This window comes from Rhizobium sp. 18065 (assembly GCF_902706095.1).
Taxonomy (GTDB): Bacteria; Pseudomonadota; Alphaproteobacteria; order Rhizobiales; family Rhizobiaceae; genus Allorhizobium.
This window is the reverse complement of sequence record NZ_CACSJP010000002.1, coordinates 441,854-460,441: the sequence shown is the minus strand read 5'-3', so window position 1 is coordinate 460,441 and position 18,588 is coordinate 441,854. Positions and strand designations below refer to the sequence as shown.

Below are 18,588 nucleotides of genomic sequence, written 5' to 3'. Positions count from 1 at the left end.
CGGGAAACGGAACAGTATCAGGGCTCGGTGAAACCAACCGCACGGATGTTGAAATCGTGGTTGTTCGGGTCCTGGCTGAAGATCAATGCGCCATGGGCCAAGGAGCGTGCCGCGACATAGTCGAAGGTGACGGCAGCCTCCTCGATGAGACGACCGCGATCGGCCACGGTGCCGCGCACCTCGACGGATGCTGCGGTGGTTTCACCGCTGTTGCTCAGGTCGAACAGCACCCGCCAACCCGCACTCGTCTTTTCGATCGCGACAATGTCGACGCGCAATTCGGCAGGGGTGTCGGTGCTGTTGACCGCCTCATAGCTGATCCAGCCGATGATGGCGAGGATGAGGAGTGAAGAGACAGCACCGGTCAGCCATTCTATCCAGTGTGGTTTCAATCGCTCGGTATTGGGAGTCTTGGCTGCTTTCGCCACCTTTTTGCTCTCCAACCTGGTCATTGGCGCTCTTTCTACAAAATGAGCCGCGCGGCAGCCGCACCGATGGCTGCCGGAAAGCCCAGGACGATGACGATCAGAACAACCTGTGTCATGCCGGTGTCGTCAAGCCGCTCAAAGGTCCATAGCGTAAACAGGCTGACGGCCAGTGCCACGAGATAACCTGGCAGAGTGAAGCGGATGAAGGCATGCCAGCCGGGTACGCCGCTCTCAAGCCGGTGGCCACCGCGAAACGCCAGGGCATAGACGAAACCGTGCATCATGCCGATGGAGATGGCGAGCAGGGCAAGCGTATGCCAGGGCGTCATCTTGTATGCGAGAAGGATCATCTCTTCCGTGGGCGCCAGATTGAGCGACAGGAACAACGCGCCGACTGCCATCATGGAGAGCTCAACGATGTAGCTGCTGTCTCCAGGTGACTTGTCGGTCTCGTCTTCGTCTTCGTCATCGGCACCCTTGCCGAGCTGGCTTCGTGCGAGCAGGGCGCCGATACTCGCCGGAACTGCCTGTATCGCCACCATTCCGACCCATTGCCGTGGCGGCATGTCTGTGGTGATGACGCCCAGGACCAGCAGGAGGGCAGCGCTTGCCGCGATGCCCATGCCGAAGGCAACCAGCGCATCGCGGATGGTGCTGCTCCAGCAATTGGTGTGCTCGAAGCCGATCCGGTGCGAGAGAAAGACAAGCAAGGGGATGTTGAGGATCAACAGCAGGAGCAGGCGCACGCGCTCCATATAGAAACCGAGACTCCACATCTCCATGGTCATCAGCATCGGCAGCGCAAACAGCAGGGCGCCTGCCAAGCCACGGGCGAGGCCGGTCAGGAATTCGTGGATATCGGTGGACGTCTCGTGTCGAGCGCTGTCGGCGGCCATGGGCAATTGTTCCCCTTCGCGCACTCAATGCGCAGGGGCGGGGCTTGTTCCATCAGTGATGGAGCCCGTGCCTCGGAGAGGCGGGATGGGGCAGATACTGCCCCATCAATCACTCAAACCTTGGGCTTGAAGGTCTTCTTCTTCGGACCGGCCGACGGGCCGCGATCGTCGAACTTCGGCTTGCCGGCATAGGCGGGCTTGTCACCCTTCGGCTTGCCGGCCCAGTCGGACTTGGCCGGCTTGTCCCAGGCGTTGGATGCGCTTTTCGGCTTCTTCTTGAAATCGGGCTTGGCCCCGGTCGAATCGTCACGCTTGGGCCGCGCAGGTGCATCGCCCCAGACGTCGGCGTCGGCGCGCGCCATGTCGTCCTTGTAAGGCTTGCGTTCGGCGGTTTCGCCCTTTGCAGCATACGGCTTCTTGTCACTGTAGGGCTTTTTGTCGCCATAGGGCTTCTTGTCCGCGAAAGGCTTCTTGTCGCCATAGGACTGGCGTTCGCCTTCTTCGCGTGGCGGACGGCTTGCGCGTTCCTTCGGCGGTGCGGAGAAGTCCGGCACGCCAGGCAGCTGGGTCACGGTGATGCCGCGCTCGAGTGCCTTGTTGGGGCCGAGCGCCGTGAGGAACTGCTCGAGATTGCTCTTGGCAATTTCAACGAAAGTCTCTTCCGGCTGCATCTTGATCGCGCCGATTTCGTTTTTGGTGATGTTGCCGTTGCGGCAGATCATCGGGATCAGCCAACGCGGCTCGGCGCTCTGGCGACGGCCGACCGACAGCGAGAACCAGACACTCGGGCCGAATTCGCTGCGCGGACGCAGTTCGGTCGGGCGCTGCTCGAAAGTTTCGCCTTCGCGGCGCTTGCGTTCGGCCTGAAGGGCGACGGGGATGAGATCTTCCGGAGCCGAGCGATTGCCGCGCTGCAGACGCAGGAAGGCCGCCGCAACCTGTTCGGCACCATGCTGGGCCAGAAGCGTGGCGATGAAAGGGGCTTCATCCTCGTTGATCGTCTGTGCCAGAGCCGGATCGGCAAGCAGGCGCTCGTCGTCGCGGGCCAGGACTTCGTCGGCAGACGGCGGCAGGACCCAGTTCGGCTGGACGCTGGCGCCAGCGAGCAGGCGCTCGGCCTTGCGGCGGGCACTGACCGGCACGATCAGGGCCGAAACACCCTTGTTGCCGGCGCGGCCGGTCCGGCCCGAACGGTGCAGCAGGGTGTCCGAATTGTTCGGCAGGTCGGCATGGATGACGAGTTCGAGGCCGGGCAGGTCGATACCACGGGCCGCGACGTCGGTCGCTATGCAGACGCGGGCACGGCCATCACGCATGGCCTGAAGGGCGTGCGTACGCTCGTTCTGCGACAGTTCGCCAGACAGGGCCACGACGGAGAAGCCGCGATTGTGCAGGCGGGCTGTCAGATGATTGACGGCGGCGCGGGTCGAGCAGAACACTATGGTGTTGCGTGCCTCGTAGAAACGCAGCACGTTGATGATGGCGTTCTCGCGGTCGGGATTGGCGACCGTCAGCGCGCGGTATTCGATGTCGACGTGCTGCTTCTTTTCAGACACCGTCTCGATACGCTTGGCATTGCGCTGGAAATTCTTGGCAAGATCCGCGATCGAGCGCGGAACCGTTGCCGAGAACATCAGGGTGCGGCGTTCATCCGGCGAGGCTTCGAGGATGAATTCGAGGTCTTCGCGGAAACCGAGGTCGAGCATTTCATCGGCTTCGTCGAGAACGACGGCACGAAGCTCGGACAGATCCAGGGCGCGGCGGGTGATATGGTCGCGCAGACGGCCCGGCGTACCAACGACGATATGGGCGCCACGTTCCAGCGCACGGCGCTCGTTGCGCACATCCATGCCGCCGACGCAGGATGCGATCACGGCGCCGGTCTTTTCATAGAGCCATTCCAGCTCGCGCATGACCTGCATAGCCAGTTCGCGTGTCGGAGCAATGCACAGCGCCAGAGGGGCTGCCGCGCGACCGAAGCGGTTCTCGGTGCCGAGCAATGTCGGAGCGAGCGCGAGGCCGAAGGCAACCGTCTTGCCGGAACCTGTCTGGGCGGAGACCAGCGCATCCGAGCTTTCGAGATCGGGGTCGATCATGGCCTGCTGTACGGGGGTCAGCGTGTCATAGCCACGTTGGCGCAATGCCTCGGCGATCGCCGGGACGATGCCGTCAAAATCAGTCATCGGGGTCAACTTTCGAAATTGGTGTCTCTTGCGGGCCAAAGCACCGCGCCCGCCGATTGCGGGTATGTTGGCGCCGTTCCTACTCGTCTCGGCCCGGAAAGTATAGGGGGTTGGGGACAAAAGGCCGCATATGGTGAAGGCGGGGCCAGCAAAACGCTGCCCCGCCTGCTGCGTCCGGGGTCATCGGCCCGGTGCTGGGTCAGGTTTTTATCCTGGCCATGGCGTAAGCATCGACATATCTGCCGGCTCGCAACGCATAAGCGCGGTGGGTACCCTCACGCACGAAGCCGAAGCTCTCATAGAGAGCAATCGCCGGGACATTATCGGTGAAGACAGTCAGTTCGAGCCGTCTGATGTCCATCCAGTCGAAGGCATTGGCAATGAGCTCGCCAAGCAGAGCCCGGCCGATGCCGCGGCCCTGATAGGCATCGTGAACGGCCATGCCGATCTCGCCGACATGGCTCCGGCGACCGGGCAGGCGTGTCAAACCGGCATTGCCGACGAGCCGTCCTTCCAGGAGCGCAACCAGTGCCACGGTGTTGGCAGGCTGGTTCTCGATATGCCTGCGTATGTCTTCTATGCGCGGATACGGCGGGCGCAGTGTTCCGGCGCGGACGCCGGGCATGCTCTGCAGTTCGGCAATTGCGTTTGCATCGTCAGGCGATTGCGCCCGAATCGCGAGATCGACCGGCCATCGGGCATCACTCGCGACAGGGCTTTTGTCGGCCGGCGTGATCCGGCCTGCTATCGGTTCGAAAGGCGGCGCTTGCTGCATCTCTGCTCTCCTTCAATTTTGCGGGAGCAGGGACTTTTCGAACCCTGCTCATCCGGCAGGGTTCGTGGGGTGATCGATACGCCGGCTAGCCGCGCAACGAGGCATCCACGTTCCCCGTAGGAACGGTGGTGTGCATCATCACGAGATGGGTCGAGCGGTTGACGATCATGCGGTGACTGTGCGTTGTCGGCGGGTCTTCGTCAATCCGGGATTGCGTCATTGGTGGCGTTGGCTATGACAAGACGAGTTGCCAATGAGAAGGGTCGCATCCGTTGAAAACCATCGCCATCGATTTCGAGACCGCCAACGAGGAACGCGGCAGTGCCTGCTCTGTCGGGCTTGCCTGGATCGAGGATGGCCGGATCGTGCGGGTGGAAGAGCGTCTGATCAGGCCGAGGAGCATGCGGTTCTCGCCGTTCAATGTTGCGATCCATGGAATTCGGCCCGAACATGTCGAAGATGCCGGTGAGTTTCCCGAGGTGATGGACGAGTTTGCCGGGGATTTTGCCGGGGCGACGATGATCGCACACAATGCAGCGTTTGATTTTTCTGTCTGGCGGGCATCGCTTGACGGTTATCGCATGGCGTATCCGACTTTCTCCTACCTGTGCAGCGTGAAGATGGCGCAACGCGTCTGGCCGCATCTGCCGTCGCACAAGCTGAATATTCTGGCCGAGCATCTGGGCATGCGATTTGTCCACCACAACGCCGCGGAAGACGCTGTGGTCTGCGCCCAGGCGTCCATCGTCATGGCCGAGCAGAAGGGTGCCGCACGGATCCTCGATCTGGCCGCGATGATCGGACTGACGCCCGGACGCCTGCATGCAACGGGCTATCAGGCCTGTTCGGTGCGCAAGGTTTCGGCACGCGCCTTGTAACGGAGCGGATCTGCCTTAAGTCTCTGCAGAGATGATAGTGGAGATAGCTCGATGACAATTGCAAAGACCATTCGAAACCTCGCCGGTGCCGCAGCGCTGGCGCTGTTGCCCGTTGCGGCCAGCGCGGAAGTGGTCGGCGAAGTCGGGGTCGACTGGGTGGGCAATGACATCATCGTCGAGGCGGTCAGCGATCCCGGCGTCAAGGGCGTGACCTGCCATGTCACCTATTTCGACCGTTCGATCATCGATCGTCTGTCGAAGGGCAACTGGTTCGAAGATCCCTCCAACAATTCCATCGCCTGCCGGCAGACCGGCCCGATCGAGATCGGTGATATCGATTTGTCGAAGGAGGGTGAGGAAGTATTTCGCGAGGGCCTGTCGATCATCTGGAAGTCGCTGGTGGTCAACCGGATCTATGACAAGCAGAATGACACGCTGATCTATCTCATTCATTCGCGCCAAGTTGTCGACGGCTCGGCAAAGATGGCGATCTCGACTGTGCCCCTGTTCAATCAGCCGGTCACATGGACCAAGGGCAAGCCAAACTGATCGACCGTTTTAGGGTGCATCGGCGCGGATTCTTGCCGCTGTGACGAAGGTCACTTTTGCTTTGAGGTGCACTTTGCCACGTACATGACGGGCTGGACCGGGCGGCGTGATCCCCAATATCGTCGTCCAAAGTGGTCCGGTCGTGTCCAAGGCTGGGCAAGGATCTGTTCACCGGGCCTGTGTCAAACGGACAGCGCCCTGAAGCCTTTCGGCTCCAGGGCGCTTATGACTTCGATGTCCGACAATTACTTTACGTAGACGACCTTGCCGCCATTGGCCGCGGTTTCGATGTGAACCACGTTTTCCAACTGAACGTTCTTTGCCGTCAGTGCAGCGGCGAGATTGGCATCGCCTTCGATCATGCTGCGTGTTTCGGCAAGCGCTGTTTCGCTCTTGGACAGCGCTTCGATTTCAGCAAACTTTGCGCTGTTGTTCTCGCCTTCCAGGCTGCTCATCATCACAACGGATACATTGTCATCCATTGCCGTCGAACTGGTCGTCGTCGTGGTGTCGACCATTGGCTGTGTGGCCGTCTGCGCCAGCGCCACACCAGAAAGCGAAGCGGCAGCCATGGCACCCGCGAGTGCGATCCTAAATGCAGAATTCATGATCTTTCTCCTTGGTTTCCTTGCAGAAACTTCCGTTTTTTCTTTTGGAAGTGATTGTAGAACTCTCCGGAGATCGACAGGTTCCGATAAAAATCCATGTATTTCGGAAACGGCACAAAGCGGCTTCGCGCATACGGTGTCTGTCAACGCAAAAAATCGCAACCTGCTTGCGCCGATTGCGTCATCACCGTTTGGACGGGGTCGGCCCCGCCGTAGCGGGGCCTTGTCCCTGGGAAGAGAGGCTCTGATTATGCGGCCTGGGCAAGCTCGTCGGCGATGACCGTGTCGAGATTGAGGAAGCAGACCATCGACTTTTCCAGCGCCACGATACCGCGGCAGAATGCGCGCTGCTCTTCCGGGATGATTTCCGGAGCCGGCTGAAGGTCTTCGCCACGAATGGTCATCATGTCGGAAACCTGTTCGACCAGAAGGCCGACCAGCTTGCCGGCGATATCGGTGACGATGATCGCCGCGCGTTCGGACGGCTCGGTCATGTTCATGCCGAGACGGCAGGCCATGTCGATAACCGGGATCACGGCGCCGCGAAGGTTGATCAGGCCGAGAACGTAAGGCGGAGTATGCGGCATCGGCGTCACCGGTGCCCAGCCGCGGATTTCGCGGATGGCCATGATGTCGATGCAGAATTCCTGCTCGGCCAGATGGAAGGATACGATTTCCAGATAAGCGCCAGACTGCTTGATTGCGTTAGACATGTTAGAACTCTTCCCAGTGCTCTGCTACTGCGGCGTTGCTTGACGACGCCGGAGTCGTTCGGTTGAATGTTCCTGCAACCCTTTCGATCAAGGCTTTTGCAGGAGATGGTCTCGGTTTGGAGGCGACCTTGGCCGGCTCCGGTCGGTAAGCGGCGACCGGCTGGTCGTCTCCCACCTGAAATTGTCCAACGAGGCGCGACAGGTTTTCCGCGTCGCCCGCCAGGGTATGGCTTGCAGCATTGGTCTGCTCGACCATGGCTGCATTCTGCTGGGTGACCTGATCCATCTGGCCCACGGCAGAATTGATTTCACTCAGTCCAACTGATTGTTCACGCGCGCTGGTAACGATTGCCTTAACGTGCTCATTAATTCTGAGAACGTCTTCGCCGATGCGATGCAGCGCTTCGCCGGTTGCCGTTACCAATTCGACGCCTGTTTTGACTTCTACCGAGGAGCGGCCGACCAGGGACTTGATGTCGCGGGCGGCTTCGGCAGCACGGCCAGCCAATGCCCGAACTTCCTGCGCAACCACTGCGAAGCCCTTGCCTGCATCCCCTGCACGAGCGGCTTCAACCCCTGCGTTCAAAGCTAACAGATTGGTCTGGAACGCAATTTCATCGATGACGTTGATGATTTTTCCGATCTCGCCCGTTGCATCCTCGATGCGTTCCATCGCGGCCATCGCGTCATTGACCACCAGGCCGGACTTCTCGGTGAAGTCCCTGGCGTCATCGACCATATGGCTTGCTTCCTCTGCGCGATGGGTCGCGCTCTGGACGGTTGCTGTGATTTCGGAAAGTGCGGCCGATGTTTCTTCGAGGGAGGCGGCCTGCTGTTCAGTGCGGCGGGCCAGGTCATCGGCGGCACTGCGCATCTGTTGGCCGTTGGCGCGAATCGAACTGCTGTTGGTGGCAATCTCGCCCATGACTGTGCGAAGGTGCAGTGTGACCGTGTTGAAGTCATTGCGCAAACGTTCCAGGTCAGCCGGGAAGGGGCCCTTGATTTCGGCGCAGAGGTCGCCCGCAGACAGCTGCATCAGTCCTCCGCCGAGCGCATCGACGGCCAGCTTCAGAGCCTTGGTATCGGCCTCCATTGCGGCGGTGCGGCTTTCTCGGTCGGCTTCGTTCTGTCGGGTGGTATCACGGGTAGAGGCTTCAAGATCGCGTTTTTCAATCGCGGCCCTGCGGAAAATGTCGGTCGAACGGGCCATGCCGCCAATTTCGTCCTGGCGGTCGGTGCCTTCGACGGCGCTATCGTAATCGCCGTCGACAATGCGCTGCATGCTCGCCCGGACTGTGCGGATGCCGTTGGCGATGGAATTGCCGTGGATAAGTTGCAGCAGTACGACCAGGGCGAAGGCGATGCCGCCGAGGGTGAGCTGGACAGACAGAGCGCTGCGGCTGCGGGCGGTGGCTTCGCCAACCCGTTCTTCGACCTCATTGCCGCCGAGGGTGGCAATCTTGCTCAGGACATTTCCCAGTCGCTCGCCGGCGCCGTCGATCGCATCGTCGATGGCAGCATAGTCTTCCTCGGCCGCGCCATTCTCGACAAGGCGCTTCAAGTCGATCTGGATCGCGCTGGCGACCGCTTTCAGGTCCTCATCGTAAGTTGCGACCTCGGTTGCTGCCCCGGCCTCAGCCGCAATCGATTTGAGCGTGGATGAGCCTGCGGCCAGCAGGTTCACCGCTGTGTCGATGATCGCTATACGCTCGGGCTGGATGGCACCTTCCGAGCGGTCGATGATGGTGTCCATTGCCGCAAGAACCAGATTGGCATTGGCGAGCTGCATCTCGTTGACGCGCTCGACGTCCGCCTTCGTCTGAACTGCGCGCTTGAGGGCACTGTCCAGCCCGGCGTTCTGATACCAGCCGACGCCGAGCATCGAACCGATACCGACCACCGCTGCGACACCGAGTGTCATGAGCCGCTGGCGAACCGACAAGCTCTGTCCTGAAATGAAATTTAGCATCCGTCCCCCCGAGCGCGTGTTCCGCCGGCGTATGCCGATCGGAAGCATGTCATGCGAAGACCAGGAGAGGCGACTTGGCGGCCTGGCGGACGGGTCATGTCCGTATGCGATCCGCCTGGATCGCAACGCTCATTAAGAATCGCGAATATTAGTTAACCTGCGGCTAATGAGCGTCCATATAAGATGCGGATCGCATAGCCGGGGTGTCCAGTGTTCTAAATTCGGCTGATTGCCCTGCGATAAAGATGCCATGTCGCGTGGCCAGCGACCGGCAAAACAACCAGAAGCCCAAGAAATCCGGGCACCAGAGCCAGGATCGCAAGCGCGGCGACGGCCGCCCCGAAAGCGAGCATCGGCAGCGGGTTTTCCAGAACTGTGCGCATGCTGGTGAGCATAGCCGTGACAAAGTCGATGTCGTAGTCGAGCAGAAGCGGCATAGAAATGACGGTCGCCGTGAAGAGTATGGTTGCCAGCACCGCGCCGACGATTGTGCCGACCGTGAGGAAGAGCAGGCCGTGTGGTGTTGAAACCAGCAGGTGGCCAAAGGCGTCCAGCGATGCGGGGATCCTGAAGCCCAAGAACAAGGCCATGAGAAGCCGCACCTGATAGATCCAGATCCAGAAGATGAACAGGACGACAAAGGCCATCCACGACAACTGGCGTTCGCGCTGCCGAAAGACCTCGGTCAGGACCGCCGACCATCGGACGTCCTCGCCTCGATGATGGCGCCGGCTGACGTCGTAGAGGCCAACGGCGACGAAAGGTCCGATCAGCGGAAAACCGATGGCAACCGGGATAATCATCCACGGCAGATGATAATGGACCAGAACGACGGCAATGAAGACGCCGCCCAATGCATAGATTGTCCCGAAAAACAGGCCGATCGCGGGATAGCGGCGGAAATCGCGCCAGCCATCGCGGAATGCAGCGGTGACATCGGATCCCATTAGACGGTTGACGCGGAACTTCGGCGTCTGACCACTGTGTATCGCCTGTTCTTCCATCGGTCCCTCCCAAGACACCCGCCTGCGCGCAAAGTGTCAGCAAAAATCAAATGGCTTCCTTGATCTCGGTCAAGTTTTGTCCGTGAACCAGCCCGATCCCCGGTTTTATCAGAGCGACAAACGCGCTATATTCGTATGATGATCACTGCAGAGCGCCGCCTCAAGTTTCTCCCTCTTGCCGCCATCGGGCTGGCCGGTGTGCTCATCGCGTGCCTGATCTTCATCGGCTGGATGCGCTATGGTTCTGCGATCTTTCTCAGTCTGGTCGAGACCGGCCTGTCTTATTGTTTCTAATCTTCCTCGATGGATTTTGCGACAAATCAGCGCTTGAGGCGGATTTGACGGCGAGTTGAATTGCCTTTCACCGAAGCGCGGCTTATCCGGCTCAATCGGTGGCGATTTTTGTTGAGGACTTTTGAGATGCGGACTTTGCGGGTCGTTTTATGGGCGGGCGTGCTGATCATGGCGGGTCTGCTGGGTTGGCTGACGTTGACCATTACGCAATCGAGCGACAAGATCGCCGAAGGTCCCTTCGGTGTGCCTTTCGAGCTGGTGGACCAGAACGGCAAGGCAATCTCCGAACAGGCGTTTCGCGGCAAGCCGACGGCTCTGTTCTTCGGCTTCACCCACTGCCCGGAAGTCTGCCCCACGACCCTGTTTGAACTCAATGGCTGGATGAAGCAGGTTGATCCTGATGCCAAGGGCTTGCAGGCCTATTTCGTCACGGTGGATCCCGAGCGCGACACGCCGGAACTTCTCGGCCAATACATCTCGAACGTGACAGATCGCGTGGTCGGCATTGCCGGAGAGCCGGCGAAGGTTGCGGATGTTATCAAGGGCTTCCGGGTCTATGCCAAGAAAGTGCCGCTGGATGAAAAGGATCCGAACGGCGACTACACGATGGACCACACCGCTTCGATATTCCTGCTCGACGCGGATGGTCGCTTCAAGGGCACGATTGCCTATGGCGAAAACCCGGACACTGCCGTCAAGAAGCTTGAAAATCTGATGAAGGGCTGACGTCCGGCCCGTTGTCGCCGGCTGGGCGGTTGCCTTGGCGGCGATTGCGTTGTACCGCAACGCCTTCAAGTCTAGATCGACAGGACGTGCGCCCGTGAGTGAAATCCGCCTCTATGTGACGACCACCGAGACCCGTGCCAACGGTGTGCTCGACGTGATGACGTTCGGTTTCGGGGAGGAGGACTATGCGATCGCCACCACCGAGGTCGACGAGAAAAAAGACATCTGGGAAACTTCGATCTACCTGATGTTCGACGAAGAGGACGAGATCCGCGACCGGCTGGCCGAAATGCTTGCTCCAGACTTTTCCGACCTCAGTATCGAGCGGGAGATCATTCCGGAGATTGACTGGATTGCCAAGTCGCTCGAAGGATTGACGCCGGTGCGCGCCGGGCGTTTCCTGGTGCATGGATCGCATGACCGCGACAAGGTCAGGCTCAATGATGTGGCGATCGAGATCGACGCCGGCCAGGCTTTCGGCACCGGCCATCATGGAACGACGGCGGGATGCCTGGAAGTCATCGAAGAGGTTGTGCGGGCACGCAAGGTGCGCAATGCGCTGGATCTGGGCACGGGCAGCGGCGTGCTGGCGATCGCGGTTCGCAAGCTTCTGCCGGTGCCGGTGCTTGCGACCGATATCGATCCGATTGCCGTGCGTGTCGCGAAGGAAAATGCCCGCCGCAACAAGATCGTCACGGGCATCGATTTTCGCACGGCTCCGGGTTTCCATTCGACCGCCTTCGGGGACTACGGTCCCTTCGACCTGATCATCGCCAATATCCTGGCGCGGCCGCTGATCAAGATGGCCCCGCAGCTGGTCAACAATCTGGCCGATGGTGGCTCGGTGATCCTGTCGGGAATTCTGGCAGCGCAGCGATGGAAGGTGATTGCCGCCTATAGCGGTGCTGGCCTGTCGCATGTGCGGACCATCTGGCGCAATGGCTGGGTGACGATCCACCTTCGGCATGGCAAGGGCTGAGGTCTTTCGCTGACCGCGCCCGTAAAAAAAAGGCGACCCATAACTAGGTCGCCTTAGGCGCAGCATCATGCCGCGCATTCCGCGAGCCCTGGGAGGGTGGGCTCAAGCGGATATTGTTGTCGCCGTCCGTGACCGAAAGGCGGTCTCAGCTGATCGAGCGCAGCGAAGGCTTGCGACGCAGTTCTTCGCGGTTCAGGCCCATTGCCGAGAGCGTCTGGTCATCGAGGGTCTGCAGGGCGCCGTTTGCATAGAGGTTGGCGCGACGCTGGCGGGCTTCAACGAAATTGTCCAAAGCGACACGCAGGAATGACTTAGCCATATCTCTGTTCCTTTCGGGTATGACGCGATCACCGCGTCGTTCGATGAGCGAGATATAGATCTATTCCGCAGGTTCAGTCAGGTGGGCAACGGCACGGGAGACCTGCAATTGCTGCATAGCAACATGAGGTTTGCCTGAATTTGAGGCGCCTTGGTGATTGCTGGCGTTCAATTGCATCGAGACATTGCATCGAGAAACTGCGGATGACCTCTGGCGACGGATGGGCAGGCGTGTGGTGCCTTGTTATAACCGTCGCCGAGACTCCTCTATTCCGCAGGCCTTTCCATGTTTCAATCCTTTGATGTCAAATCCACTCCTCTCCACGGCAAGGAGCGCATTGCGGCGCTTCGCGCGCTGTTTTCCGAAATCGGCGTCGATGGCGTGCTGGTGCCGCGATCTGATGAATATCTCGGGGAATACGTGCCGGCCTCTGCCGAGCGGCTGGCCTGGGCGACCGGCTTTACCGGGTCTGCCGGGCAATTGCTGGTCACGGAAGCGGACGCTGTCGTCTTCGTTGACGGTCGCTATGTGACGCAGGTTGCACAGCAGGTCGATCTGGCGGTTTTCACGCCCGGCGATCTGATCGGCGAACCTCCGCATGCCTGGATCGCCAACCATGCGGGCAAGGGCTTCCGTCTTGGCATCGATCCCTGGATGCATACCGGCGTTGAGGTCAGCCGGCTGGAAAAGGTGCTGGAAGACAAAGGCGGTGCACTGGTCCTGCTGTCGTTCAACCCAATCGACAGGCTTTGGAGCGATCGACCGGCAGAACCGCTGGGACAGGTGAGCATTCAGCCGGAAAGCTATTCCGGTGTGTCGGCGTCCGACAAAATCACCAGGATTGCCGCCGACCTCACCGCCAAGGGACTTTCGGCGGTGCTGATCAGCGACCCCTCATCGGTGGCCTGGATTTTCAATATCCGGGGTGCCGACGTGCCGCATACGCCGCATCCGCTGGCGCGTGCGATCATCAAGGCCGATGGCAAGGCGGAACTCTTCCTCGATAGCGCCAAGACCAGTCTGGAGGTGGAGACCTATCTGCGCGACCTGTGCGAACAGGTCGATCCGCAATTGCTGGCCGAACGCATCGAGCGGGTGGCGACGGGTGGAGGGCGCATCCTGATCGATCCCGACCTCGCGCCACATGCGCTGGCGCAGATGATCAAGGTCGGCGGTGGTATCGCCATCGTCGGCAACGATCCGGCCAAGCTTGGACGGGCGGTGAAGAACCTCGTCGAACTGAATGGCTCGGCGGCTGCCCACTTGCAGGACGGCGTGGCCGTGGTTGAGTTTCTCACCTGGCTCGATCAGCAGCCGGCCGGAACCATTACGGAGATCGGGGCGGCCAAGGCGCTCGAAGCAACCCGGGTTCGTATTGGCGAGCGGATGCAAAATCCTCTGAAGGATATTTCCTTCGAGACGATCTCGGGCGCCGGGGAGCATGCCGCGATCATGCACTACCGCGTCACGACCGAGAGCGATCGGACGATCAATGCCGGCGAGATGTTTCTCATCGATTCGGGCGCGCAGTACGTGAATGGTACGACCGACATTACCCGGACGATCTCTATCGGCGCTGTGCCTGAAGAACAGAAGCGGTTTTTCACCCTGGCGCTCAAGGGCATGATCGCGATCAGCACGGCGCGTTTTCCGAAGGGCACGCGCGGTTGCGATCTCGATCCGCTGGCGCGTATCGCCTTGTGGAAATCCGGTGCCGATTTTGCCCATGGCACGGGCCATGGCGTCGGTTCTTATCTGTCCGTGCATGAGGGTCCGCAGCGGATTTCCCGCCTGGCGACGCAGGAATTGCTGCCCGGCATGATCCTGTCGAACGAGCCTGGTTATTATCGCCCCGGAAGCTTCGGCATCCGCATCGAGAACCTGATCTATGTGCGCGAAGCGGAGGTTGTCGAAGGCGGTGATCAGCCGATGCTCGGCTTCGAGACACTGACTTTTGCGCCGATCGATCGCCAGTTGATCGTCGAAGACCTGCTCACTCGTGAGGAGTTGCAGTGGCTCGATGACTATCATGCCCGCACGCGGACCGAACTTCTGCCGCTGATCAGTGATCCGTCCGCACGCGAATGGCTGGAGCGTGCGACCGAAGCCTTCGAACACTGAAGTCCTGGCTGGAGCAATTCGTCCCATGGCGACGTGCTCCAGCGTTGGGCCGGCGGCAACCGACGCGGTTGTCCGAAACCGGGTTCGCCGATCCTTCAGCCGCCGAAATGGCGGATCGCGACGGCGACGGCCCAGCCAGCCAGCAACATCGGAATGGTCGACAGGCGCAGGCCCGCCAGCAGGCTGACGGCCAGCGCAATCTTGACCTCGATGCCGCCAGCAAAGAACGCGGGTGCCACAAGCGTGGTCAAAACGGCAGCGGGCACGGCATTGAGGGCGGCTTCCATGCGCGGCGGGATGTTCTTCATCTTGCGGATCAGCACGTAGCCGCCGATGCGCGTTATGTAGGTCGCAATTGCCGAAGCAAGAATGATCGCCACCATTTCAGGATTGAAGAGCGTGTTCACTGGCCGCCCTCCGTCGCCGCAGTGGATGCGCCTTTGGCATCATCAGCCTTGGCGGGCGGCAATAGTGCTGCTGCCAGAACGCCGGCCAGTGCGCCGATGCTGACATGCCAGGGCGAACCGACGGTCTTGTGGGCTATTGCCGAAGCGACCGCGCTGACGATGACCACCGGCAGGAAATTGCTGCGGCGGCGAAAACCCAGCACCAGTGCGAGAAAGTAGATCGGAAGCAGCACATCAAAGCCGAAGCGGGCAGGATCGCCAATCAGGCGGCCGAAATAGGCGCCGACGATGCTGAGCAGGACCCAGGCGACGAAAATCGGCAGTCCCAGACCCATGTACCAGGCAAAGGTCACCTTGGTTCCGAGCTCTGCACGCTTCAAGGTTTCGGCAAATTGTGGATCGGTGAGAAGAAAGAAGGTTGCAGCCTTCTGCGACAGGGAGAAATGTTCGACGAAAGGGGCGAGCGCTGCGGAATAGAGCACATGGCGGAAGTTGACGGCAAAGATCGACAGGACGATCAACCAGGCCGGGACATGGTGGCCAAACAGTTCGATGCCGACAAGCTGGCTTGCGCCGGCAAAAATGGTGCTGCTGGTGAGCGCGACTTCGCCGATTGTCTGGCCGTTGGCGATGGCGATGGCGCCGAAAAGCACGGCAAAGGGGCTTGCGGAGACGACAATCGGAATGGACCGGGTGATCCCTTCGCTGAATTCTGAGCGTGACATACTGAAATTCCGTGTTTTGCAGCCCGGTTATCCTGTCTGCTGGATGCTGGCAAACCAATAGGTTTGATGGGACATGCATCAGGGTTGATGGAACAGACCTGATGCTCGCAATCCCATTGAGGATCTTGTCGGAAAGAAACATGAGCCTGTTTTTCAGCCGGGTGAAATCCGCCCGCAGCGTCACGCGGATTGGCTATGCTCGGGGACAATCGATTCGGTTCAGCCACCACGCGTTGACGTTGTTCGGGTGGGGCTCGATTTCTGGGAGGTGGAATTTTGCAGACATCCGAATTTTCAAAGGAAGAGCAGGCACGCCTTGTCGAGCGAATCCAGTCTCACTTTAAAAAGGAATTCGATCTGGACCTTGGGCGCTTCGAAGCGGAAGGTGTCGCTGAGTTCTTTTCAAACGTGCTCGGCCCGCAATTCTACAATCGCGGGCTGCACGACGCGCAGGCACTGCTCGCCAAGCAGATCGATCTGTTCAACGATGCGGTTTATCAACTCGAGCGGACGTCAGATGCATAGTCCGTTCGATTATTTCTTGGGGCGGATCTGGAATGTATGCTCCGGGCCCGGGAAGCTGCGCGCCTGAACCTCGGATGCGTAGTTTTCTGCCGCGGTCGAGATGACCTGGGCAAGATCGGCGAAGTGCTTGACGAAGCGCGGCTTGAAATCGTTGAACAGGCCGAGCATGTCGTCGGATACCAGAATCTGACCGTCGCATGCCGGAGAGGCGCCGATCCCGATTGTCGCGGCACTTAGTGTTCCGGTGATTTCCCGCGCCAACGGCTCGACGGTGCCTTCGATGACCATGGCAAACGCCCCGGCTTCGTCGATTGCCTTTGCATCCGCCCGGATCTTGTCCTGCTCCTTGTCGCTGTGGCCCTTGGAGCGGTAGCCGCCGGACGTGTTGACCTGCTGTGGCATCAGGCCGATATGGCCGAAGACCGGCACGCCGCGCGCCACCAGAAACGCGACCGTCTCGGCCATTTCCGCCCCGCCCTCAAGCTTTACGCCGTCGCAGCCGGTTTCCTTCATGATGCGGGCGGCGTTGCGGAAGGCCTGTTCCTTGGATTCCTGGTAGGAACCGAAGGGCAGGTCGACGATGACGCAGGCGCGGTTGGCGCCGCGCATGACTGCCTGACCATGGGCGATCATCATCTCCATGGTGACGCCCACCGTTGTCTCGAGGCCGTAAAGCACCATGCCGAGGCTGTCGCCGACCAGCAGAAGGTCGCAATGCCCGTCGAGCAATCGCGCGATCGGCGTCGTATAGGCCGTCAGGGAGACGATCGCCCGGTTCCCCTTCAGCGCGGTGATGTCTGCGGGTGTGAAACGTTTCTGGCGGGGTGGTGTGCTCATGTCAGGCGGCCTCCATGCCGGCGTTGGCCTGGTGGCCGATGACGCGATTGTCGAGGAGTTTGGTCTTGCCGAAGCGCACGAAAAGAAGCACGAGGGCAGGGCCTTCGATTGTCTCCAGCTTTGCAAGCGTTGCCGGGTGGCGGATGGCAACGACTTCGGGAATGGCCAGCGGTTCTGTCTTGAGGAAGTCGGTCAGCCGTGCCTCCAGCGTCTTCACGTCGCGAATGCCGGTAAGCAGAAGGCGATCGGCTTCGGCCAAAGCCTTCGGGACGATGACGGCGGCGTCGCGCTCTTCTTTCGACAGGTAGACATTGCGCGAGGAACAGGCGAGGCCGTCTGTTTCACGCACTGTTTCGACCGGGACGATGCGGACGGGGAGGGCGAGGTCCTGGACCATTTTCTGGATGATCGTCACCTGCTGGTAGTCCTTCTCGCCGAAATAGGCGGCATCGGGCTGGACGATGTTGAAGAGCTTGGTCACCACCGTGGCAACGCCGGCGAAATGGCCAGGGCGGGCTTCGCCCTCGAGTTCGGAGCCGAGCTTCGGCAGGTCGACAACCGTCTGCATCGGCTCGGGATACATGTCGGTGACGCCGGGCGCAAAAATGAAATCGACGCCCGCCTTTTCCAGCATGGCGCTGTCGCGAGCGAGATCGCGTGGATACTTGTCGAGATCCTCGTTTTTGCCAAATTGCAGCGGGTTGACGAAGATCGACACGACCGTGACGTCGTTCTCGCCCTTTGCATGCGCGACAAGGCTCAGGTGGCCCTGGTGAAGGTAGCCCATGGTCGGTACCAGGCCAATCGCCTGACCGGCGCGGCGGTGGGGCGCGAGCTTGTCGCGCAATGCGGCGATCGTGGTGATAATTTCCATGATCGGCGTCCTCCCTGACTTTTCATTGGCTCGGGCTCTAACCCGTGGCGTCAAAAAAGGCAATCGCACGAATCGTTTGCAGTCATCTGCTCAGAGGGTGATTCCGCTGCTCTCGATGATGCCGACGCCGGCCTCGCGCATTGTCTCGATTGCCGCTTCAACACCTTTGGGATCGATGCCGCGGCAACCGTCGGCAATCAGGCGGACCTTGACGCCAGGCAGCATATCGACCGCATCCAGGGCCGAGAACTTGACGCAGTAGTCGGTTGCAAGGCCCATGACGTCGAGTTCCGTCACGTCCTTGGAGATCAGATATGCGGCGAGGCCCGTCAGGGCCGCATGGCCATTGTCGCGAAAGGCGGAGTAGCTGTCGGCGGCAGGGTCTTGCCCTTTTTTCTGCACATAGTCGATTTTTGCGGTCAGCAGTTCAGGATGAAAGGCGGCGTCGGGTGTTCCCTGAATGCAGTGGTCCGGCCACATGACCTGTGGCTGGCCCGACAGTTCTCCCATGTCGAAGGGCAGTTTTCCGGGATGTTGCGAGGCGAAGCTGCCGTGATCGGCAGGGTGCCAGTCCTGGGAGGCAACGATCAGATCATAGCGACCGCTTTCCATCAGGTTGTTGGCAATCGGAACCACGATATCGCCGTCTGCAACGGGCAGATTGCCGCCCGGACAGAACCCGTTTTGAATGTCGATCAACAATAAGGCCTTGGTCATGGACGCTCCCCAGCGCTTGTGTGCAGTGCAGGATGACGGTTCAGGCAACGCTGTTCAAGCG

General features: G+C 60.3%; 21 protein-coding genes. 7 read left to right on the top strand and 14 right to left on the bottom strand.

Annotated elements, in window-relative coordinates; translation table 11 throughout:
* Window positions 1-17 precede the first annotated feature (17 nt).
* The 4 genes from GVK95_RS08005 to GVK95_RS07990 all read right to left on the bottom strand — a co-directional run bounded on the left by GVK95_RS08005 (window position 18) and on the right by GVK95_RS07990 (window position 4,282).
* Entirely contained in the window at window positions 18-428 is a 411-nt protein-coding gene (locus GVK95_RS08005) for a TIGR02588 family protein (RefSeq protein WP_159948320.1), read from the bottom strand.
* Window positions 429-463: 35 nt separating this feature from the next.
* Window positions 464-1,324: a TIGR02587 family membrane protein gene (locus GVK95_RS08000; RefSeq protein ID WP_159948318.1), complete on the bottom strand. Its 861-nt coding sequence runs from the start codon at window positions 1,322-1,324 to the stop codon at window positions 464-466.
* Between the two features lie 113 nt (window positions 1,325-1,437).
* Window positions 1,438-3,507 carry a DEAD/DEAH box helicase gene (locus tag GVK95_RS07995; protein ID WP_159948316.1) on the bottom strand — a complete coding sequence of 690 codons (2,070 nt, stop codon included), beginning with the start codon at window positions 3,505-3,507 and terminating at the stop codon, window positions 1,438-1,440.
* 199 nt (window positions 3,508-3,706) lie between these two features.
* A complete protein-coding gene (locus tag GVK95_RS07990; RefSeq protein ID WP_159948314.1) occupies window positions 3,707-4,282 on the bottom strand; it encodes a GNAT family N-acetyltransferase in 576 nt (191 codons plus the stop codon).
* Window positions 4,283-4,554: 272 nt separating this feature from the next.
* Between GVK95_RS07990 and GVK95_RS07985 the strand changes: the two genes are divergently transcribed.
* A complete protein-coding gene (locus GVK95_RS07985; RefSeq protein ID WP_159948312.1) occupies window positions 4,555-5,160 on the top strand; it encodes a 3'-5' exonuclease in 606 nt (201 codons plus the stop codon).
* A gap of 51 nt (window positions 5,161-5,211) precedes the next feature.
* Entirely contained in the window at window positions 5,212-5,709 is a 498-nt protein-coding gene (locus GVK95_RS07980; RefSeq protein ID WP_007602078.1) for a CreA family protein, read from the top strand.
* Between the two features lie 245 nt (window positions 5,710-5,954).
* Here the strand turns inward: GVK95_RS07980 and GVK95_RS07975 are convergent, their stop codons facing one another.
* From GVK95_RS07975 to GVK95_RS07960, 4 genes are all read right to left on the bottom strand, one after another.
* Complete coding sequence (locus tag GVK95_RS07975) at window positions 5,955-6,317, bottom strand: hypothetical protein (protein WP_159948310.1); 363 nt, start codon at window positions 6,315-6,317, stop codon at window positions 5,955-5,957.
* 248 nt (window positions 6,318-6,565) lie between these two features.
* Window positions 6,566-7,030, bottom strand: a complete 465-nt coding sequence (locus GVK95_RS07970) for a chemotaxis protein CheW (protein WP_007602076.1) — start codon at window positions 7,028-7,030, stop codon at window positions 6,566-6,568.
* Between the two features lies 1 nt (window position 7,031).
* On the bottom strand, window positions 7,032-8,999 hold the full coding sequence (locus GVK95_RS07965) for a methyl-accepting chemotaxis protein (RefSeq protein ID WP_159948308.1): 1,968 nt from the start codon (window positions 8,997-8,999) through the stop codon (window positions 7,032-7,034).
* Window positions 9,000-9,214: 215 nt separating this feature from the next.
* Entirely contained in the window at window positions 9,215-10,003 is a 789-nt protein-coding gene (locus tag GVK95_RS07960) for a DUF2189 domain-containing protein (RefSeq protein ID WP_159948306.1), read from the bottom strand.
* A 135-nt stretch (window positions 10,004-10,138) separates the two neighbouring features.
* Here GVK95_RS07960 and GVK95_RS07955 point away from each other — a divergent pair, with 135 nt between their 5' ends.
* The 3 genes from GVK95_RS07955 (at window position 10,139) to GVK95_RS07945 (ending at window position 12,002) form a co-directional block, all read left to right on the top strand.
* Complete coding sequence (locus GVK95_RS07955; RefSeq protein WP_159948304.1) at window positions 10,139-10,297, top strand: hypothetical protein; 159 nt, start codon at window positions 10,139-10,141, stop codon at window positions 10,295-10,297.
* Between the two features lie 126 nt (window positions 10,298-10,423).
* Window positions 10,424-11,023, top strand: a complete 600-nt coding sequence (locus GVK95_RS07950) for an SCO family protein (RefSeq protein WP_159948302.1) — start codon at window positions 10,424-10,426, stop codon at window positions 11,021-11,023.
* A 94-nt stretch (window positions 11,024-11,117) separates the two neighbouring features.
* Window positions 11,118-12,002, top strand: coding sequence for a 50S ribosomal protein L11 methyltransferase (locus GVK95_RS07945; RefSeq protein ID WP_159948300.1), 885 nt, complete (start codon window positions 11,118-11,120; stop codon window positions 12,000-12,002).
* Window positions 12,003-12,147: 145 nt separating this feature from the next.
* Here the strand turns inward: GVK95_RS07945 and GVK95_RS25020 are convergent, their stop codons facing one another.
* Window positions 12,148-12,321: a hypothetical protein gene (locus GVK95_RS25020; RefSeq protein WP_200844237.1), complete on the bottom strand. Its 174-nt coding sequence runs from the start codon at window positions 12,319-12,321 to the stop codon at window positions 12,148-12,150.
* Window positions 12,322-12,606: 285 nt separating this feature from the next.
* Between GVK95_RS25020 and GVK95_RS07940 the strand changes: the two genes are divergently transcribed.
* Window positions 12,607-14,442 carry an aminopeptidase P family protein gene (locus GVK95_RS07940; RefSeq protein WP_159948298.1) on the top strand — a complete coding sequence of 612 codons (1,836 nt, stop codon included), beginning with the start codon at window positions 12,607-12,609 and terminating at the stop codon, window positions 14,440-14,442.
* Window positions 14,443-14,537: 95 nt separating this feature from the next.
* Here GVK95_RS07940 and GVK95_RS07935 read toward each other — a convergent pair whose 3' ends face one another.
* Complete coding sequence (locus GVK95_RS07935) at window positions 14,538-14,849, bottom strand: AzlD family protein (protein WP_200844236.1); 312 nt, start codon at window positions 14,847-14,849, stop codon at window positions 14,538-14,540.
* Window positions 14,846-15,574 (bottom strand): AzlC family ABC transporter permease, encoded by a 729-nt coding sequence (locus GVK95_RS07930; RefSeq protein ID WP_159948296.1) that lies wholly within the window; start codon window positions 15,572-15,574, stop codon window positions 14,846-14,848. Before GVK95_RS07930 ends, GVK95_RS07935 begins: the two co-directional genes overlap by 4 nt.
* A 276-nt stretch (window positions 15,575-15,850) precedes the next feature.
* On the opposite strand from GVK95_RS07930, the gene GVK95_RS07925 reads away from it, so the two are divergent.
* Window positions 15,851-16,099, top strand: coding sequence for a DUF2164 domain-containing protein (locus GVK95_RS07925; RefSeq protein WP_159948294.1), 249 nt, complete (start codon window positions 15,851-15,853; stop codon window positions 16,097-16,099).
* Window positions 16,100-16,108: 9 nt separating this feature from the next.
* Here GVK95_RS07925 and panB read toward each other — a convergent pair whose 3' ends face one another.
* The 3 genes from panB to pncA form a co-directional block, all read right to left on the bottom strand.
* On the bottom strand, window positions 16,109-16,936 hold the full coding sequence (gene panB / locus GVK95_RS07920; protein WP_159948292.1) for a 3-methyl-2-oxobutanoate hydroxymethyltransferase: 828 nt from the start codon (window positions 16,934-16,936) through the stop codon (window positions 16,109-16,111).
* 1 nt (window position 16,937) lies between these two features.
* Window positions 16,938-17,810 carry a pantoate--beta-alanine ligase gene (gene panC / locus GVK95_RS07915; protein WP_159948290.1) on the bottom strand — a complete coding sequence of 291 codons (873 nt, stop codon included), beginning with the start codon at window positions 17,808-17,810 and terminating at the stop codon, window positions 16,938-16,940.
* Between the two features lie 90 nt (window positions 17,811-17,900).
* Window positions 17,901-18,527 (bottom strand): bifunctional nicotinamidase/pyrazinamidase, encoded by a 627-nt coding sequence (gene pncA, locus GVK95_RS07910; RefSeq protein ID WP_159948288.1) that lies wholly within the window; start codon window positions 18,525-18,527, stop codon window positions 17,901-17,903.
* Between the last annotated feature and the right edge of the window lie 61 nt (window positions 18,528-18,588).

Bases quoted from the DNA above. Each gene is read 5' to 3' on its own strand.
- GVK95_RS07960 (WP_159948306.1), bottom strand. From the start codon at position 10,003: ATGGAAGAACAGGCGATACACAGTGGTCAGACGCCGAAGTTCCGCGTC.
- GVK95_RS07950 (WP_159948302.1), top strand. From the start codon at position 10,424: ATGCGGACTTTGCGGGTCGTTTTATGGGCGGGCGTGCTGATCATGGCG.
- GVK95_RS25020 (WP_200844237.1), bottom strand. From the start codon at position 12,321: ATGGCTAAGTCATTCCTGCGTGTCGCTTTGGACAATTTCGTTGAAGCC.
- GVK95_RS07970 (WP_007602076.1), bottom strand. From the start codon at position 7,030: ATGTCTAACGCAATCAAGCAGTCTGGCGCTTATCTGGAAATCGTATCC.
- GVK95_RS07975 (WP_159948310.1), bottom strand. From the start codon at position 6,317: ATGAATTCTGCATTTAGGATCGCACTCGCGGGTGCCATGGCTGCCGCT.
- panC (WP_159948290.1), bottom strand. From the start codon at position 17,810: ATGGAAATTATCACCACGATCGCCGCATTGCGCGACAAGCTCGCGCCC.
- GVK95_RS07955 (WP_159948304.1), top strand. From the start codon at position 10,139: ATGATGATCACTGCAGAGCGCCGCCTCAAGTTTCTCCCTCTTGCCGCC.
- GVK95_RS08000 (WP_159948318.1), bottom strand. From the start codon at position 1,324: ATGGCCGCCGACAGCGCTCGACACGAGACGTCCACCGATATCCACGAA.
- GVK95_RS07980 (WP_007602078.1), top strand. From the start codon at position 5,212: ATGACAATTGCAAAGACCATTCGAAACCTCGCCGGTGCCGCAGCGCTG.
- GVK95_RS07995 (WP_159948316.1), bottom strand. From the start codon at position 3,507: ATGACTGATTTTGACGGCATCGTCCCGGCGATCGCCGAGGCATTGCGC.
- pncA (WP_159948288.1), bottom strand. From the start codon at position 18,527: ATGACCAAGGCCTTATTGTTGATCGACATTCAAAACGGGTTCTGTCCG.
- GVK95_RS07965 (WP_159948308.1), bottom strand. From the start codon at position 8,999: ATGCTAAATTTCATTTCAGGACAGAGCTTGTCGGTTCGCCAGCGGCTC.
- GVK95_RS07990 (WP_159948314.1), bottom strand. From the start codon at position 4,282: ATGCAGCAAGCGCCGCCTTTCGAACCGATAGCAGGCCGGATCACGCCG.
- GVK95_RS07930 (WP_159948296.1), bottom strand. From the start codon at position 15,574: ATGTCACGCTCAGAATTCAGCGAAGGGATCACCCGGTCCATTCCGATT.
- panB (WP_159948292.1), bottom strand. From the start codon at position 16,936: ATGAGCACACCACCCCGCCAGAAACGTTTCACACCCGCAGACATCACC.
- GVK95_RS07940 (WP_159948298.1), top strand. From the start codon at position 12,607: ATGTTTCAATCCTTTGATGTCAAATCCACTCCTCTCCACGGCAAGGAG.